This window comes from Labilibaculum manganireducens (assembly GCF_002843385.1).
In the GTDB taxonomy this organism is placed as follows: domain Bacteria; phylum Bacteroidota; class Bacteroidia; order Bacteroidales; family Marinifilaceae; genus Labilibaculum; species Labilibaculum manganireducens.
This window is the reverse complement of record NZ_MVDE01000013.1, coordinates 1-18459: the sequence shown is the minus strand read 5'-3', so window position 1 is coordinate 18459 and position 18459 is coordinate 1. Positions and strand designations below refer to the sequence as shown.

The 18459-nt window shown below is 36.5% G+C and carries 16 protein-coding genes; 10 read left to right on the top strand and 6 right to left on the bottom strand.

What is annotated here, in order from left to right; translation table 11 throughout:
- Nucleotides 1-9: 9 nt before the first annotated feature.
- On the bottom strand, nt 10-2016 hold the full coding sequence (locus BZG01_RS10070) for a T9SS type B sorting domain-containing protein (RefSeq protein ID WP_101309711.1): 2007 nt from the start codon (nt 2014-2016) through the stop codon (nt 10-12).
- 449 nt (nt 2017-2465) lie between these two features.
- Here BZG01_RS10070 and BZG01_RS10065 point away from each other — a divergent pair, with 449 nt between their 5' ends.
- From BZG01_RS10065 to BZG01_RS10045, 5 genes are all read left to right on the top strand, one after another.
- Nucleotides 2466-2921 (top strand): deoxycytidylate deaminase, encoded by a 456-nt coding sequence (locus BZG01_RS10065; protein ID WP_218973071.1) that lies wholly within the window; start codon nt 2466-2468, stop codon nt 2919-2921.
- A gap of 10 nt (nt 2922-2931) precedes the next feature.
- Nucleotides 2932-4536: a S41 family peptidase gene (locus BZG01_RS10060; protein WP_101309710.1), complete on the top strand. Its 1605-nt coding sequence runs from the start codon at nt 2932-2934 to the stop codon at nt 4534-4536.
- Nucleotides 4537-4723: 187 nt separating this feature from the next.
- On the top strand, nt 4724-5596 hold the full coding sequence (locus BZG01_RS10055) for a Spy/CpxP family protein refolding chaperone (RefSeq protein ID WP_101309709.1): 873 nt from the start codon (nt 4724-4726) through the stop codon (nt 5594-5596).
- A 119-nt stretch (nt 5597-5715) separates the two neighbouring features.
- Entirely contained in the window at nt 5716-7455 is a 1740-nt protein-coding gene (locus tag BZG01_RS10050) for a bifunctional metallophosphatase/5'-nucleotidase (protein ID WP_101309708.1), read from the top strand.
- A gap of 233 nt (nt 7456-7688) precedes the next feature.
- Nucleotides 7689-8267, top strand: a complete 579-nt coding sequence (locus BZG01_RS10045) for an outer membrane beta-barrel protein (protein ID WP_101309707.1) — start codon at nt 7689-7691, stop codon at nt 8265-8267.
- A 168-nt stretch (nt 8268-8435) separates the two neighbouring features.
- Here the strand turns inward: BZG01_RS10045 and BZG01_RS10040 are convergent, their stop codons facing one another.
- Nucleotides 8436-9227: an alpha/beta fold hydrolase gene (locus BZG01_RS10040; protein ID WP_101309706.1), complete on the bottom strand. Its 792-nt coding sequence runs from the start codon at nt 9225-9227 to the stop codon at nt 8436-8438.
- 448 nt (nt 9228-9675) lie between these two features.
- Between BZG01_RS10040 and BZG01_RS10035 the strand changes: the two genes are divergently transcribed.
- From BZG01_RS10035 to tnpA, 5 genes are all read left to right on the top strand, one after another.
- Nucleotides 9676-10332, top strand: coding sequence for a succinate dehydrogenase cytochrome b subunit (locus tag BZG01_RS10035; RefSeq protein WP_101309705.1), 657 nt, complete (start codon nt 9676-9678; stop codon nt 10330-10332).
- 22 nt (nt 10333-10354) lie between these two features.
- Entirely contained in the window at nt 10355-12295 is a 1941-nt protein-coding gene (locus BZG01_RS10030; RefSeq protein WP_101309704.1) for a fumarate reductase/succinate dehydrogenase flavoprotein subunit, read from the top strand.
- Nucleotides 12296-12366: 71 nt separating this feature from the next.
- Nucleotides 12367-12717 carry a four helix bundle protein gene (locus tag BZG01_RS10025; RefSeq protein ID WP_180327279.1) on the top strand — a complete coding sequence of 117 codons (351 nt, stop codon included), beginning with the start codon at nt 12367-12369 and terminating at the stop codon, nt 12715-12717.
- 59 nt (nt 12718-12776) lie between these two features.
- Nucleotides 12777-13538, top strand: coding sequence for a succinate dehydrogenase/fumarate reductase iron-sulfur subunit (locus BZG01_RS10020; RefSeq protein ID WP_101309702.1), 762 nt, complete (start codon nt 12777-12779; stop codon nt 13536-13538).
- Between the two features lie 559 nt (nt 13539-14097).
- The gene (gene tnpA, locus BZG01_RS10015; RefSeq protein WP_101309701.1) at nt 14098-14571 is read left to right on the top strand and encodes an IS200/IS605 family transposase; all 474 of its coding nucleotides are present in this window, start codon (nt 14098-14100) and stop codon (nt 14569-14571) included.
- A 541-nt stretch (nt 14572-15112) separates the two neighbouring features.
- On the opposite strand, the gene BZG01_RS10010 is transcribed toward tnpA, so the two are convergent.
- From BZG01_RS10010 to BZG01_RS09995, 4 genes are all read right to left on the bottom strand, one after another.
- Nucleotides 15113-15553 (bottom strand): septal ring lytic transglycosylase RlpA family protein, encoded by a 441-nt coding sequence (locus BZG01_RS10010; protein WP_180327278.1) that lies wholly within the window; start codon nt 15551-15553, stop codon nt 15113-15115.
- A gap of 73 nt (nt 15554-15626) precedes the next feature.
- Nucleotides 15627-16739: a hypothetical protein gene (locus tag BZG01_RS10005; RefSeq protein WP_101309699.1), complete on the bottom strand. Its 1113-nt coding sequence runs from the start codon at nt 16737-16739 to the stop codon at nt 15627-15629.
- A gap of 347 nt (nt 16740-17086) precedes the next feature.
- Entirely contained in the window at nt 17087-17650 is a 564-nt protein-coding gene (locus BZG01_RS10000) for a uracil-DNA glycosylase (protein WP_180327277.1), read from the bottom strand.
- A gap of 70 nt (nt 17651-17720) precedes the next feature.
- Nucleotides 17721-18293: a DUF6261 family protein gene (locus BZG01_RS09995; RefSeq protein WP_101309697.1), complete on the bottom strand. Its 573-nt coding sequence runs from the start codon at nt 18291-18293 to the stop codon at nt 17721-17723.
- Between the last annotated feature and the right edge of the window lie 166 nt (nt 18294-18459).

Genomic DNA, 18459 nt, shown 5'->3' with positions numbered 1-18459 from the left:
ATATTCAGCTTAATTCTTGCCAAGAATGGATATCGTTCCCCTGATTGGGTTTATTTTTTCTGAGTTAAAATCGATCAGATAGTAGTAAGCACCATTGGGCAGAATCGATCCGTTATAACTTCCTTTCCAATTATTTTGATAAGATTTGGCATGATAAATTTCCTGTCCGTAGATATTGAAAATGGATACCTCAGGAGCATTTAAATCCGATTCGTATTGAATCAGCCATTTGTCATTTATTCCGTCACCATTCGGAGTGAGTGCATTGCCGACAACAACCTTTTTACCATCCTCTAAATGTATTTCGGTTAGCTGACCAGCATCTGAAGATCGGCAATAATTTGCATCAACAACAAGTATTTGATAGGTTCCTATGGCTAAATTATCTAACTCCAGTACATTCTCGTCGGTCGAGTAGGTATCGCCCGGATCGATAATAAATTTGTAAGGAGGCATTCCGTCAGTAGTACTAATTGTGAGCTGTCCATCATTCTTAAATTGAACATCTTTGCTAAGAATCTGCAGTTTTGGATTTTTATGAACCACAATTTCGGGTTTGGAGCCAATAAACTCATCTACACAATTGCCAATTGTTATTTTGTAGCTGGATTGTTCGCTTGGCAGAATTTCTTCGAAAACAATTGCTTCTCCCGAACCGGTTATGCTGCCAATCTCCTCATTTCCATCGTGCAAAATATATTCTATTCCATCAATTGACGTGGGCAGCTCAACATCTACAAGTTCACCCAGACAAATTTCCGAAGGAGTTACAAAACTTTCCAGTGAGAGAGGGGTAATATCAAAAAGGTCAATTTGTTTACTGCTGCTTAAAATCTTTTTATCTGTACAAACAGATTCATAGGCGTAAACCTGATATTTGGTCGGTTTTAATGGCTTTAATGAAGGAAAGGTGATTGTATTTCCATTGCCTATAATGTTTGCTTCCAGAAAATTACTTCCATCGTGAATTTGGTAATAAATGCCCTCTTCACTATTCTTAATAGATAAAACGACCTCTTCGCCGATGCATATTTTTTCGCGACTGGCTATAAGCTCCCGATCGGTTTGAGGTGGATTGTGAACGTCAACGTCAACAGTATATCTAATATTTACTGGGTTTATGCATTTGTTTCCCAGTGCTTCAATTCGATAGGTAGTTGAAGAAGAGGGGATAGTTGGTTCAAAGTTTATATCCTCACTATTTCCAGTTAAAGGTGATCCAATTGGAGTATCTCCGGCAAAAAGCTGATAACTAACAGCCGGGTCGGTTGGTGTCAAAGAAATAATTACTTCCTCGTCTTTGCAAATGGTATGTTTGTCAATAGTCGGGTGTAAATGATCCTCCGGAGGAAGGCCGACTAAAACTTTAGCTGTTTGTTGAAGTGTTGAGGTGGAAGCGCAGGTGTTGTTCGTTGCAACGATATGATAAATTACAGATCGAAAAGGAGAGAATTCAGGGAAAGAAATGCTTGAATTGTTACCTTGAATTGGACTTTGCTGCATGTATGTGCCATCATATAACTGGTAGCTAACTCCTAATTGACTGCTGTTTAGTGAAATGATTGTTTTTTCCCCAATGCAGATTTGATCTTCGGATATGCTTACGGCGATATTGTCAACTGGCTTGCTGATAACTTCGATGCTTACAGTTTGAGACAGGCTGATACTTTCTGATGTTATTGCATTAATTGCAGCAATATGGTATAAGGTTGAGCAATTAGGAGTTATGGTAAAGTGGATTGTTGAACCATTTCCTGCCTGCGGACTGCCAATATTTGTATCTTCAGATTTGAGTTGGTAGTTTACACCAATCTCACTTTGTGTGATATGGATTTGAGTAAGTTCTCCTTCACAGATTATTTCCTTATCAATAGTAACTGTAAGTGAATTATCCGGAATTGAAGTTAAAAGATTAAGCTTGTTATGATGTAATGAATATCCTTCTTTTACAAAGCTTGCTGATAGTAAATAAATAATAAGTAAGATATATCGCAGTTGTTTGTAAATCCGGCTCATTAATTTATTTTTGATTACAGTATTCTTAAAATGTATTTGTTGTTTTATTTATATCTGTAAAAGGGGCATGTAAAATATGTTCTTTTAAGAAATATTAACAATTTAAGATTGGTGTTTTTGATATTTTAAGAAATTTGGAGCAAATCATTGGTTTCCGGTTTGTATATTTATGTGGCTGTAAATCTTAGGAAATCCCCTCGTTTAATTTATGTTTGCAAATTCTTCCTGAATTAAGTGTTTGTTGTATTGTCATGATTGCCAATTGTTTGTACTGGGTTAATTTCGCCTCTACTTTATTTTGACTAACAATGGAAAAACAATGACAAATAAGCATTTATTTAATGGCAAGGAAGTGGGTTCAAAATTATTTGAATCTATATGCAGTGGAAGAAGTTCTCCCAATATATTTTTATACATTTGTTTGAACCATTTTAAATAAGAGAGTATATATGCAAAATGCTAAACAGTTGGATTTTGACCAAAAACAAGATAAATTAGACAGAAGATATGTGAGAATGGCTTTGATTTGGGCTGAAAATTCATATTGTGTAAGAAGACAGGTTGGAGCATTAATTGTGAAGGATCAAATGATTATATCGGATGGATACAATGGAACGCCTTCCGGTTTTGAGAATGTTTGTGAGGATGAAAACTTTCAGACTAAGCCATACGTTTTGCACGCAGAGGCAAATGCAATAACCAAAGTTGCAAAATCAAGTAACAGCAGTGAAAATGCAACGCTTTATGTAACTGCTACACCATGTATTGAGTGTGCAAAATTAATAATTCAGGCTGGGATTGTTCGGGTTGTTTATTCGGAAGAATATCATAGCACGGATGGAAAAGACTTGTTGAAAAGAGCAGGGATTGAAGTGAAATATGTAAATGTAAAAGAACCGATTTAAAATATTTTTCATGGGAATTAATAACAAGAGAAGCACAATATTATTTCCAATACTTTTGGCTTTTGCTGTGGTATTGGGTATGGTGTTGAATTCCGTTTTTCAAAAAGGAGCAGGTGTTGAGCCAGGCATTTTTAATTTACCTGGTTCAGGTAGTAAGTTGGATGTTGTATTGGATATGATTGAGAAAGATTATGTGGATACTGTGTCATCGGGGGATCTGGTTGAAAAGGCTATTCCTGCTATATTGAAAGATTTGGATCCTCATACTGTATATATTCCGGCTAAAGACCTGCAACGTGTAAACGAAGATTTGAAAGGTAATTTTGGCGGAATTGGAGTTCAGTTCATACGCTATCAGGATACTGTTGCTATTGTACGGGTTATTCCTGGTGGTCCGTCGGAAATTGCAGGAATAAAAGCTGGTGACAGAATTGTTATGGTTGATGATTCGCTTGTTGCCGGCGTTAAAATGTCGGATAATGATATTATTGATCGTTTGAAAGGACCGAAAGGAACTCCTGTTAAAATTGGAATTTATCGAAGAGGTGAGAAAACGATCATTGATAAAGAATTATTGAGAGGATCAATACCTGTAGCCAGTGTTGATGTTGCTTATATGCTTTCGGACTCCATCGGATATATTAAAGTCAGTCGATTTGCAGCCACTACTTATTTTGAGTTCTCCGAAGGATTGCAAAAATTGGCAGCTCAAGGAATGAAAAAGCTGATTGTTGATTTGCGGGGGAATACAGGCGGGTATCTTTCCGAAGCAACAAACATGATCAATGAGTTTTTGACTGAAGGTAAAATGATAGTATACACGCAGGGCAAATCTCAGCCTAAAGCGGATTACTTGTCAAACGGAACCGGGCAGTTTCAGGATCTTCCTCTTATGGTTTTAATTGATGAAGCTTCTGCATCGGCAAGTGAAATTTTTGCGGGAGCCATTCAGGATAACGATAGAGGAAGGATTGTTGGGCGCAGGTCATTTGGTAAAGGATTGGTGCAGGAACAGAGAAGTCTTCCCGACGGATCAGCACTAAGATTAACAGTTGCCAGATATTATACACCAACAGGCAGATGCATTCAGAAATCATACAAGAATGGTAAGGAAGATTATTATAATGATTTGAATCACCGCTTTTTGCATGGAGAATTTGAGAAACAAGATTCAATTCATTTTGATGATTCATTAAAGTTTGAAACTCCGGGGGGAAATATTGTTTATGGTGGCGGAGGTATTATGCCTGATGTATTTATTCCTGTTGACACTTCCGGTTATTCAAATTACTTTAGAGAACTAAGAAGTAAAGGGGTAATCTATCAGTATGCATTTTCTTTTGTTGATGATCATCGGGCTGAAATGCTTGAATTGAAAGATTATAAGTCTGTGCTTGCATTTATTAAACATCAGCCTGTGGTTAAAGAATTGGTTGCTTACGCTAAAAATAAAGGAGTAAAACCAGACCCTCACGGATTGGCTCAATCGTTAAATGTAATTGAGATTCAGTTGAAGGCCTATATTGCAAGAGATGTAATTGACGACGAAGGTTTTTACCCGATTATTAAAGATCTTGATAAAACCTTACTCGAAGCTGAAGTTTTGTTTAAGTAGTTTTTTAAAAAATATATTTCATAGGAAGGCTCGCATTTTGCGGGTCTTTTTTATTTCTGATAAGGTGATTTAAACCTTTTTAAAAAGATTAGGTCTAAAATCTGAAATCGATTTTACAATGGTGCAGTAGTGAGAATATTAAGTTCTTAATATAAATCAATTTGATAATACCATAAAACGAAATAGCATGAAAAATATAAAGAAAAACATCGCAGTAATTGGAGTTGCAGGTTTATTGATGTGTGCAGGTTTAAATCTGAATGCGCAAAGAAATATGCGTTTGAATAAAGATTGTCCCAAAGGGATTGAGTATAGTGATCAGCAAAAAGAACAAATAAAAAAGGCTAAAATAGAGTTTGCCAAGGCAACAAAGGATTTGAAAAATGAATTGAATGAACTTCGCGCTCGGCAAAACACATTGATGTCGGCGGATAAACCAAATTTAAAAGCAATTTACGCCAATATTGACAAAGCATCTGATTTAAAAAACCGCTTGAAAAAGGAACAGTTTGCTATGAGAATGGATATAAAATCTGTGATTACTGAGGAGCAAAAAGAAATGAGGTCGAATTGTGTGATGGGAAATCAGAGAATGAAACGGGGCGGAAAAGACATGATGCAAAACGGAGAAGGTAAAATGCAGAGAGAGGGTGTTCGCGATAGGCGAGTTGTGGCAGGAGGCCGAGGTTTTGAGCATCAAGGAATGCAAAAGGACAGACAAGATAAAAACCGGCTGAATCTTTCGGACGAGCAGAAGGTGCAGATGAAAGATCTTCGTATTGCTCATTTTAATGCATCAAAAGAGCTAAGAGATCAGGTGGAAATGTTGCAGTTAAGGCAAAAACAAATCATGACTTCAGAAAATATTGACGAGAAAATGATCATTGAAAATATGGATCGCTTATCGGGAATTCAAAATAAATTGGCAAAGATGAAAGTAGATCACAATATGGAGGTTCGTAAGCTTTTAGCTGAAGATCAACTGACTCTGTTTTTAAGTCATTCGGGAAAGGGACAGGATTTTGGGAATGGAAACAGACATAGACGCTTTAATAATTAGATTTTATAGATTTGTGATTGAGGGATCCAGGTAATTTGGCTCCCTTTTTTTATGAAATAGATTTTTATGTAATTCCGTATTCATTTTTGTAGTATCTTATCAGCCCAAAAAAAATAAAAATGAAAAGATTCTATATTTATTTCCTGTTTTTTACAGCTTTTGTTTTTTCTTCTTGTAATGGCCATAAGGCAGAACATGTTAAGGTGAAAGTGTTTGGAACAAGTGATGTTCACGGAGCACTTTTTCCATACGATTTAGTTGGCGATAAAGAGACAACTTCTTCTCTTGCGCAGGTATACTACTATGTTGATCAGGAGCGAAAGAAAGAAGGGGCTGAGGTTATTTTACTTGATAACGGCGATATTCTTCAAGGTGACCCTTTGGTTTACTATTCTAATTTTGAAAAGACTGAAACCAAACATATTTGTGCTGAAGTAATGAACTTTATGCAGTATGATGCGGCGACGGTTGGAAATCATGATATTGAACCAGGTCATGATGTTTACGATAAATTGGTGAAAGAATTTCAATTTCCATGGCTGGCTGCCAATGCAGTTCGTAACTCAGACGGCAAGCCTTACTTTCAGCCTTATTCTATAATTGAGAAGAAGGGTGTTAAGATTGTTGTTCTGGGGTTGATAACTCCGGCAATTCCGAAATGGTTACCGGAAAAAATTTGGTCGGGAATGCATTTTGAGCCAATGATTGAGTCGGCGCAGAAATGGATGAAAATTATTCAGGAGAAAGAGAATCCTGATTTTGTAATCGGTTTGTTTCATTCAGGAGCTGGAGTAGAACATGATAAAACAGAGATAAATCCTGAAAATGCATCTGTTCTTGTGGCAGAGAAAGTTTCGGGTATCGATATGGTTATTTGCGGACACGATCATCAGGAGAATATTATTTGGGTGGAAAATCCTGACAAGGAGAAGGTTTTGGTGATAAATCCGCAAAGCAGAGCTCATTTTTTGGCTGAAGTTGATGTAGATTTCAGCTGGAACCAGGAAACAAAAAAGTATCAAAAAATTCTGAATCCAAAATTAATTGAGGTTCGGGATTTGCCGGCGTCGAAAGAATATATTGATCGTTTTCAGCCTTTATTTGATGAGGTGAGTAAATATGTTTCGCGCCCGGTTGGCACTTTTAAACATAGCATTTCTACAAAAGATGCTATGTTTGGTGATTCTCCTTTTATTGATTTGGTGCAGAACATTCAATTGGATTTGGCTGATGCCGATATCTCTTTCGCATCACCACTCTCTTTTAATGCGATTATTGATTCAGGAGAACTTCAGGTGCGCGATTTATTTAATTTATATCGGTTTGAAAATTTGTTGTACACCATAAATCTTACAGGAAAAGAAATTCATGGATTTTTGGAATTCAGTTATAAAGATTGGTTTCATCAGATGGAAAAAGCAAGTGATCCTATGTTATTTATTAAAACCACTGAGAAGGGCAGCAAGCTTAGTACGATGTTCTTTAATTACAGCTCGGCTGAAGGAATCGATTATGTAGTAGATCTTAGAAAACCATATGGAGAAAGAGTAAAAATTTTGAAGATGAGCAATGGCGATCCTTTCGATGAGGCAAAAATGTATCGGGTAGCCTTAAATTCCTATCGGGGAAACGGCGGTGGCAATCACTTAACCGAAGGTGCCGGGCTCACAAAAGAGGAATTGACCACTCGTTTGATCAACTCTACCACCAAAGATTTGCGTTACTACCTGATGAAATGGATTGAGGAGAAAGGAATTGTTGATATTCAGTGCAACCATAACTGGAAAGTAATTCCGGAAGAGTGGCATGCCGAAGCGACCAAAAGGGAATATGAATTGCTTTATGGTTTAAAAGACTAACCAAATATTATTTGTTAATTAACTGGTGTTATTATTGAAATATAACGCCAGTTTTTTTTATGCGCTGACATAAGGTTTTGTGTTGTTAATCAAAAACGGGAATTTAATATTTAATGCAATCTTCTGTTTTACATGTATTTATATTCTTAAGTTAAGAATGTGTTGTTTTTCATCTTGTTATTATAATAGTTTATGTATTTATTTGAGCTTAATTTTAATTAAACTATTGTAATATGAGAAAAATTTTAACTCTAATTGTTGCCTGCGTTGTGTTTGCAGGAGTTGCTTCAGCTCAGTCTGATTCTTTTAAATCGTTTCGTGTTGATGCTGGTTTATTGTATGCTATTCCAGGTGGAGATGCTTTAGATGCTGGTGTTGGATATTATTTAAATCCTAAGTATCAAATTACTGATAACATATTATTAGGAGCCAAAGTTGAAGGTGCTGTTATGGGATCAGCTGATGAAGATGCATTTGATGTTTCTGCAGTAGTGTCATATGCAGCAACTTTCGATTACTATTTCAACACAAATTCTTTCCGTCCGTTTGTTGGTATGGATGCAGGTATTTATTCATTGGGTTCAATCGAATTTGATTCTAATCAAAATTTTGCTGGTGGAAGTACCTTAGAGATTAATGAAGATCATGATTTAGGATCTAAATTTGGTATTGCTCCAAAAGTAGGTTTTTCTTACGGTCATTTCGATATGGCTCTTCAGTACAACTTGATTTTCGGTCAAGAAAAAGGATATGATGAGTATAACTATATGTCTGTTAAAGTTGGTTTCCATTTTGGTGGTGGAAAAAAATAAGACTGTATTGTTAGATACAAAAATGGAAAGGATGCTGTTTACAGCATCCTTTTTTATTTGTAAAATATTTTGCAGGAATTTTCACGCGCTTGTTTACAAGGTTTTTATATCTAAAATATTTTTTACTTCGTGCTCTTCGTGAAAAACTTCGAGTACTTTGTGGTTAAATCAGCATTCATAAATAATCCGAAACACTTCCCTCAAACATTCCTGTCGTTGTTCAATAAAGCCCATATGTCCTGAAGTTTGCAATACAAAAGGCGTCAGGCCGTTTTCTTTGGCAATTTCACCGGCAATTTTCAAAGGAATAAAATTATCCTCTTTGCCCATTATGCTTACTTTGGGCATATCAAGGGCTTTTAGAACATGATTGCGGTCTGGTCGGTTCATCATGGCTTCTAAGGCAGCAATCATTCCATGATCGGGAGTTTTGCAGGCAATTTGTGTAACACGCTCTATTTCATGAGCAAATTTATCCAGATTCTTATTTGAGAACGTATTTGGGATGCTGGTTTTACAAATTTGCTCCTTTTTGCCTTCTATCACCAGTTCTATTTCCCGTTTTCTATTTTTCTTTTTCTCTTCGGTATCAGCATTTGGCGAGGAATGGAATAAGCAGAAACTTTCGAGCTTCTCTTTGTATTTATCAGCGAAAGCCAGAGCCACATAACCACCCATTGAATGGCCAATGATATTGATTTTTTTGAGTTGAAGATGTTGTGCCAGTTCATTCACAGCTTCAGCCATATCTTCCACGCTGCACGATTTTATCTTTAAATCAGATAATCCATGTCCGGGTAAATCAACTGTAATTACCCGTGCTAATCTGGACAGATCATTGGCAAAACTTTCGAATGTTTCCAGTGATTCCAAATATCCATGCAGTAACAGTACTGTGTTCCCTTTTCCTTTGTCGCGGTATCGTAAGTTGTAGTTTTTAAGTTGTAAAAATTGATCCATGTTATAACTCTGTACTTATTATATATATTAGTTATTCGATTATTAAAGTGTGTTTTGCAGATGAGACAATTTTAGTCTTTTTATTTTCAATGATACTGTAAATCAGGTGTTTTTTATGAACTAAAATTTAAGCATCTGAACAAATCCTGGATTCTAAATTAAAACAATATCTCAAAACCTTGTTCTATAACATACAAATATTTGATAACTTGCGGACTTTAGCGGAAAATAATTAATGAATTAATTCTGTAATTGGTTTTAAATTAGAATTATATATAGATTCAAATCTTGAAATTTATAATGAACCTAAGAAATCAATTTGTTGTAGAATCAGTCTAAATAATTTATACATGTTCCTAAATATCGTTTCATCAATCAGGAGCATTTACATTTGCAAATTAATATAGTAAAGCTTACAAAGAAACAGTCTAATTAAATCTTTAAACTTATGAGCAGTTTTTTAAGTTCATCTATTGGGAAGAAGTTGGTAATGAGTTTATCAGGTCTTTTTCTTGTGCTATTTATTTTAGTACACCTGATATTGAACTCCTTTTTAATGTTTGACAGCACAGGAGAGTTGTTTAATGCCGGAGCACATTTTATGTCTTTGCCGGTGATTCGTTTTGGTTTACAGCCGGTATTGTTTGGTGGTTTCATTATCCATATTATTTATGCGATGATATTAACCATCCAAAACATGAAAGCTCGTCCACAGAAGTATGCTTCTCAAAATTTGGGAGAAAGCAGTACCTGGTCTTCACGAAACATGTTTGTTTTGGGTGGTCTTGTTTTGGTTTTCATCGCAATGCACTTAATGCATTTCTTTATTCCTATTCAGATCGAAGGGAATGTTCACGATGATTATCAGTTGGTGAAAAATCTATTTACAAATGGCTCGCTGGGAATGGTTTATACCGGACTTTATGTTGTAGGTGCTATTTTGTTGGGAATGCATCTGGCTCACGGATTTTGGTCAGCTTTTCAGTCGGTTGGTTTAAGCAATAAGCTTTGGAGATCAAGATTGGAAAAAGTGGGTTATATCTATGCAATTTTTGTTGCAGCCGGATTCACAATCATTCCTTTGTATTTACACTTTTTTGCTTAATTGCTAATAATAAAAAACGGTTATGACAGTATTAAACTCAAAAATTCCAGCCGGACCATTAGCTGAAAAGTGGTCAAGCCACAAAGCTGCCATCAAGGTGGTTAGTCCTGCGAATAAGAGAAAATTAGATATTATCGTTGTAGGAACTGGTTTAGCCGGTGGATCTGCTGCCGCTTCTATGGCAGAGATGGGATACAATGTAAAAGCATTTTGCTATCAGGATTCAGGTCGTAGAGCTCACTCTATTGCTGCTCAGGGTGGTATTAACGCTGCAAAGAATTATCAGAACGATAACGATTCAGTTCATCGTTTATTTTACGATACAATTAAAGGTGGTGACTACCGTGCACGTGAGGCAAACGTTCATCGTTTGGCTGAGGTAAGTGGTGATATCATCGATCAGTGTGTTGCTCAAGGGGTACCTTTTGCACGCGAATATGGCGGAACATTATCTAACCGTTCATTCGGTGGTGTATTGGTAAGCCGTACTTTCTATGCCCGTGGTCAAACCGGACAGCAGTTGTTGTTAGGTTGTTACGCTTCTATGAATCGTATGATCGGACAAGGAAAAATTGAAATGCACGAACGTAATGAGCTGTTGGATATCGTAATTATCGAAGGAAAAGCCCGTGGTATCATTACCCGTAACTTGGTTACCGGTGAAATCGAACGTCATGGTGCTCATGCTGTAGTAATTGCAACAGGTGGATACGGTAATGTATTCTTCTTGTCGACAAATGCTATGGGATGTAACGGTGGTGCTGCATGGCAGGCTTACAAAAATGGTGCTTGCTTCGCGAATCCTTGTTATGTGCAGATTCACCCAACCTGTATTCCAATTCACGGCGAACAGCAATCAAAACTGACATTGATGTCGGAATCTTTGCGTAATGATGGTCGAGTTTGGACTCCTAAGAAAAAGGAAGATGCAGTTAAGTTGCAAAAAGGTCAGATTACAGCTAACGATATTGCTGAAGAAGATCGTGATTTCTACTTGGAAAGAAGATATCCATCATATGGTAACCTGGTTCCCCGTGATGTTGCATCGCGTGCAGCAAAAGAAAGATGTGATGAAGGTTTCGGTGTAAACGAAACAGGTAAAGCGGTTTATCTTGATTTTAAATATTCTATCGAAAGATTAGGTAAGGATGTTATCGAAGCTCGTTATGGTAACTTGTTTCAGATGTATGAGAAGATTACTGATCAGAATCCTTATGAATTACCAATGCAGATTTACCCTGCTATTCACTACACTATGGGTGGTGTTTGGGTTGATTACAACTTGATGACTAACATCCCGGGTCTTTACGCAATTGGTGAGGCTAACTTCTCTGATCACGGAGCCAACCGTTTGGGAGCTTCTGCTTTGATGCAAGGTTTGGCTGACGGATATTTCGTATTGCCATACACTATTGGAGATTACTTAGCTGATGAGATTCAGGTTCCACGTATCGATGTAAATCACCAGGAATTTGTTAAGAAAGAAAAGGCGGTTACCGATCGTATGACTCGTTTGTACAATATCAAAGGAAGCAAGTCTGTAGATTCTTTCCACAAGCGTTTGGGGAACATCATGTGGGAGTATGTTGGAATGGCTCGTAACGAAGACGGTCTGAAATTAGCGATTAAGGAAATTCAGAAGCTTCGTGAAGACTTCTACAAAGATTTACGTATTACAGGCGATTACAATGCAATGAACATTGAATTGGAAAAAGCCGGTCGTGTAGAAGATTTTATCGATTTAGGTGAATTGATGGCCCGCGATGCTCTGGATCGTAAAGAATCTTGTGGAGGTCACTATCGTGAGGAATCAACTACTGAAGATGGTGAAGCTAAACGTAATGATGAGAACTTTGCATATGTTTCGGCATGGGAATTCCAAGGCGAAGGTAAAGATCCAATCTTGCATAAGGAAGAGCTCGTTTTTGAAAACGTTAAGTTGACTCAAAGGTCATATAAGTAATCAGCAGATAGTAACTTGTAGATAGTAATTAGTAACTAGTACATAGTCTAATAAATATAAACTGAATAAAAATGAATCGTTTTAAAGATTTAATTGTTTGGCAAAAAAGTAGAACTTTGGTAAAAGAAGTCTACATTTTAACAAATGAATTACCTTCTGATGAACGATTTGGAATGGTGTCACAAATAAGAAGATGTGCTGTTTCTATTCCCTCCAACATTGCCGAAGGCTGTGGGAGAAATACAAATGCAGACTTTGCACGTTTTTTGGATATTTCGAACGGAAGTTCTTATGAACTGGAAAGCTTGTTGATACTATCTATCGATTTAAATTATATTCAAAGAGGGCAGTTTAATGCGGTTAATCTATTAATTCAAGAGATTCAAAAAATGATTTTCAAATTAAAAGAAAGTCTTAAATAAGCTGTTCTAATTGACTAACGTACTATCTACTAAAATCTAATTACTCAATACCAAAAAAAATGGCAGACAAGATATTAAAAGAATTAACAATAAAGGTTTGGCGTCAGAAGAATGCTAAAGCCCAAGGTAAGTTTGAGACTTACAAAATTAATGATATTTCAACCGGAACTTCATTTTTGGAGATGCTTGACATCCTGAATGAAGAGTTGGTTAATGGTGGTACAGAGCCAATTGCTTTTGATCACGATTGTAGAGAAGGTATCTGCGGAATGTGCAGCTTGTTCATTGATGGACGTGCTCATGGACCAGATGATGACATTACTACTTGTCAGTTGCACATGCGTAAATTCGAAGATGGCGCAACCATTACAATAGAGCCTTGGAGAGCCGGAGCATTTCCGGTAATCAAAGATTTAATTGTAGACCGTACTGCATTCGAGAAAATTCTTCAGTCGGGTGGATACATTTCAGTTAATACTGGTGGTGTACCTGATGGTAATGCAATTTTAATTTCTCAGGATGATGCTGAGGAAGCAATGGATGCTGCTGCTTGTATTGGTTGTGGTGCTTGTGTTGCAACTTGTAAAAACTCATCGGCAATGTTGTTTGTTTCTGCTAAGGTATCTCACCTTGCAAAACTTCCACAAGGTCGTGTTGAAGCAGCTCGTCGTGCAAAAAGCATGGTTGCAAAAATGGATGAGATGGGATTTGGTAACTGTACCAATACCGGAGCTTGTGAGGTAGAATGTCCTAAGGGAATTTCTATTGCAAATATTGCTCGTTTGAACCGTGAGTTCTTAACAGCAAAAATTAAGGATTAATTTAGACTGTAATCCAAATATAGAGAGCGTTACCTAAGGGTGACGCTCTTTTTTTGTATTTAGAATTAGCGGGAGGATATTAAATCTAAGACTTCGGTACGCTGTACCTAAATCATTACATATACATTGTGCTGTAAATTCTACAAATACTATGGTGCTCTGCACCTGTTTCATTTCATCAACCGCTTTATACTACAAACACCAAAGAGCTTTGAACTTTAACAACAAAATTGTGTAATTGGTTTTTTAAGCGACAGAGTCGCGTAGTCTTTGCAGCATATCGTAAGTTTGATTTTTTAAGGTGCAGAGCACCGAGGTTTTTGATTTGATTGTTTTTTTGCGATGATAATAGGTAAGCTAAGCTTGCTTCGGTGCTTTGTACCAAAATGCTTATGGTAGATTTAGAGGCTGATTGAAGTTTTTAAGCGACAGAGTCGCGCAGTCTTTGCAGCATATCGTAAGTTTGATTTTTTAAGGTGCAGAGCACCGCAGCATTTATTTTGATTATTAAGATTGATAAATGTAAATTTAACAACATCATAATTAAAAATTATAATTTATGGCTAATACCTACACTCAATGCTATCTGCATATGGTTTTTGCAGTAAAGAACCGCGATTCACTCATAAGTAAAAACTGGAAAGAAAGTTTGGAAAAGTACATTACAGGTATTATTCAAGGGGAGGGTCACAAATTGTTGTCGATTGGTACAATGCCCGATCATATTCATATTTTTATTGGCTACAATATGAATCAATTAATTCCAGAACTTGTGGAGAAAATTAAAACTTCCTCTAATAAATGGATTAAGGTAAACCGATTAACTCCATTTGATTTTAGTTGGCAGAAAGGTTATGGATGTTTTTCACATTCCCAATCGCAGATTGATTCTGTTGTAAACTATATTCTTAATCAGGAGGCTCATCATGAGAAGAAGTCGTTTAAAGAGGAATATTTAGATATTCTTGCAAAAAATAGTGTCACTTTTGATGTGAAATATTTGTTTGATTTTTTAGATGCAGAGATGGATTAATATCAAGTTTGCTTGTGCTCTGCACCAAAATATATGCTTTACTTGATTTTTTGGATTGATTGAATTTCTTAAGCGACAGGGGCGCGCAGTTTGTGTCGTAAATTTGGGAATTAGGTTTAAATGTGCAACGCAGTTTGGCTTCGGTGCTCTGCACCTAAAATAGTTACACGCGAATAATTCTACAAATACTATGGTGCTCTGCACCTGTTTCATTTCATCAACCGCTTTATACTACAAATACCAAAATGCTTTGCACTTTAATAACAAAATTGTGTAATTGGTTTTTTTAAGCGACAGAGTCGCGCAGTCTTTGTAGCATATCGTAAGTTTGATTTTTTAAGGTGCAGAGCACCGAGGTTTTTGATTTGATTGTTTTTTTTTGCGATGATAATAGGTAAGCTAAGCTTGCTTCGGTGCTTTGTACCAAAATGCTTATGGTAGATTTATAGGCTGATTGAAGTTTTTAAGCGACAGAGTCGCGCAGTTTTTGTAGTTATATCGTGAGTTTATCTTTTTAAGGTGCATCGCACCGTGGCTTTATTCAAAAGCCGAACTGCATTTGTTCCTTTTCTGGTATTGGATTAAAAATATACTGTATTGGAATCATATCCAGATCCTTCTGATAAACTTCTACCGAAACGGAAAATACTCCCTGATTGATATTGCCTATCTCTTTAATTGCCGATTTGGATAGATCTATGATCCGGCCTTTGATAAATGGCCCCCGGTCGGTAATTCTGACGATTACAGCCTTTTTATTGTCCATATTAACCACTTTCACCCAGGTGCCAAAAGGAAGGCTTCTGTGAGCTGCAGTATAGTTTTTGTGATGATATCTTTCCCCGCAGGATGTTCGTTTTCCTTCAAATTTGTCTGCATAGAAACTCGCTTTCCCTTTTTCGATGCTTGTTTGTGTTTTTTGTGCATGCAAATTGAATTGTAATAGGGTGAAGCAAATTAGTATAGACAATCGGAACATCATGCTGGTAAATTTATTGAGTTCATACAAAAAAATCCGGTCGTTAGACCGGATTCAAATATTGTTTAAACAGGTATTAGCTGCCTGCCTGATTCATATAATATGCTTCGTGAGCTACTTTATTAACCACGTGATTCACGAAATACATGTCGTACATCGAGCTGAAAATCTCAGCCATTTTATCGCGGGTATCCTGTCCTAATAGTTCCGAAAGAACAACAACTGAATCATCAGCAAAAGTAATCTTTAAATCACGGCCTTTTCTACAGAATACAGCGTCAGCTTCGGTTGATTCTCCACTGTTGTTGATTACTTCAATAACAGCACCTTCCTCTAAAACACCATCTCGGTATACCATGTACGAATCGCTGGTTGAATTCTTAACAATCTCGATAATTCCGATTGTCAGTTTGTATTCGTAGGCTCTGCTGTTTGTACTATCTCCTTTTGTGAATTGCATTTCTTCTTTAAAAAGAACATCTTCCCCGTTTTTAAGGTTGTAGGCATAAGAAACAGTATCTCCGTGTGAGAATTTAATACCTACAGAGTAATCATCAGTAAATGAAAATTTAGATTCGTACTCAAAGTTTAGATTGTTGTTTATAGACCAATCAACGAATAATTCACCAGCAGGAACACTATCCACCTCAATAGCTGAATTTAAAAGATAATCAAAGCTAAATCCTTCTCCCGCAGAAAATGAATAGTTGTACTGAGTTGTAGTGATCACAAAATCGTTTACCAATGCGCTGTCACCATCTTCTGCCATGTACAGTTTCCAAGGATTACCGGCTTTTTCTTTAGGCAATTTAACAACGAAATTTTCACTGTCGCCTGTTTTTTCAAACTTTGAGTTATAACCCATTTTTGTTTCGGTGGTTGCAGCAGGTATTGCGGCACTGTATTCGTAAACACCTTTTACATCATCAAGAGTGATGTTTGCAGAAAATCTGGTATCGTCTTCTCCTTCTACACCAGTTTTGGTAGTTGGATCGTTCATTGTGATGATATCAAATCCTTTCGAGCTGGTAATTTCATCAACAGCAGTACTTAAACTAACAGTCTTTTCTTTTAAAGATTGCTCTAAAGAAAGTCCTTTCTCCGGATTATTATCTGAATTGTCTGAACAGCTAAAAAGAACTGCAGAAAAAAATAATAATGCACCAACGGCAATAATGTTTCGTTTCATATCTAAAAATTTAAATTATAAGTTTTTGAAATCAATATAAAACCAACTTAGATTGATTTAAAGAATCATTTTAAATTAACGTTAGTTACTTATGCAAATAGGATACCAATTCACTTTATTTGGTTTGTTACTCCTAAAGCATGAGGTGTAATGTCTTGAAAATTAAGAGATAAGATTCTTTGTTTTGGGTGGGGTAAAATTATTTTAAAGAAAAATTTAAATTCATTTTGTGTAGAATTGGAGACAGTTGTGTAGAATAAGTCTACACAAGAAAGTAAGGAACCCAACAGCAGATTTTTTAATTCAAGAAGTTTTGACAGTGAAATTAAAATTGTGAATCATGTGAATTATTTTATGGTGGCAAGTAGATCGTATCTGCGCCTTATTTCTTTAAAATCTTTCCAGGTGACTTGTTTTTTCGCGGGATCTCTAAGAAGAGCCGAAGGATGATAAACAGCAGTAATCAAGAAGCCTTTTCGTTCGAACCAGACTCCTCTTTCACGTGTAATTCTGAAGGATGAATCAATGATTTCCTGAGCTGCAATTCTCCCTAAGCAAACGACAATTTTCGGACGAATTAGCCGTACTTGATTTCGCAGGTAAGGGAGACATGTTTTTTTCTCATTTTCTTCCGGATCCCGGTTATTGGGAGGCCGGCATTTAACAACATTGGCAATATAAACATCTTCTCTTTTTAGATCTATTGCCTGTAATATTTTATCAAAGAGTTGTCCGGCTTTTCCTACAAAGGGTACACCAGTTTCATCTTCCTGTTGTCCTGGGCCTTCGCCAATGAACATTAGCCGGGCATTTCGGTTGCCTGTACCAATTACTACTTTGTGTCTCGTTTTGCCGAGCTCACATTTGGTGCAATTTTCACATTCCTGAATTAATTCTTCCCATTCAAGCATATGTATTTATATTAAGAGGTTTGATTCTGATACAAATATTTAAAAATAAGACTAGAGCAGGAAGATAGTTTTACTCTTTTTGTATTATTTGAGCCTGCAACTTTTCCTTTTTGCGCTTTACTGCAGCCAAATGATCTGCTACTGAATTATTATTGTCCTTTATAATTGTATGCAGCAATTCTGCAAATTCTTTGTATTGGCTTGGTTTTGCCATTGCCATTGATTGAAGATAAACCGAAAGCTCATTGTTGATTAAATCTCTTACGTTTTTAGCCAGAACTGTTGCCGATTTTGTTTTCTTACGATCAATACTATCTTCAAGCAATTGTATATTCGATAAGTTAAAATCGGCCTGTGAGCCTTCCAGGTTGGCAAGTAATTCATTTAAATCGGGTATCGAAGCTCTTTCTTCGGCTAATTCAGGAGCCATTAAATCGATCAACATGGCGTTAATGCTCGCACTTTCGTTGATGTAGGTGTAATCAGTAATCTCTATTCCAAACCGATCCAGTATTTTTTTAATCCGCAAAGCTTTTTTTTGATCTTCACTTGCCCTGCGGTTGCACCTGGCCATAACTTCATAAAAAACGGCACGCACATCGGCGTCGCGTATCGCATCTTTCTCCTTCCTGTCATTGTGCACACCCCCACGGTTAATCGAGTCGATCAGATCTTCGGTTATTAGACATTATTCCTAATTAGAAATATAGTTTTGTTTATTTGTTTTTAACTTCGGATACTTCCATCGTCTGATAGAAACTCTCAAATTTTGTAGCCCACATGCTATTTCCATTACGACGTCATGGAAA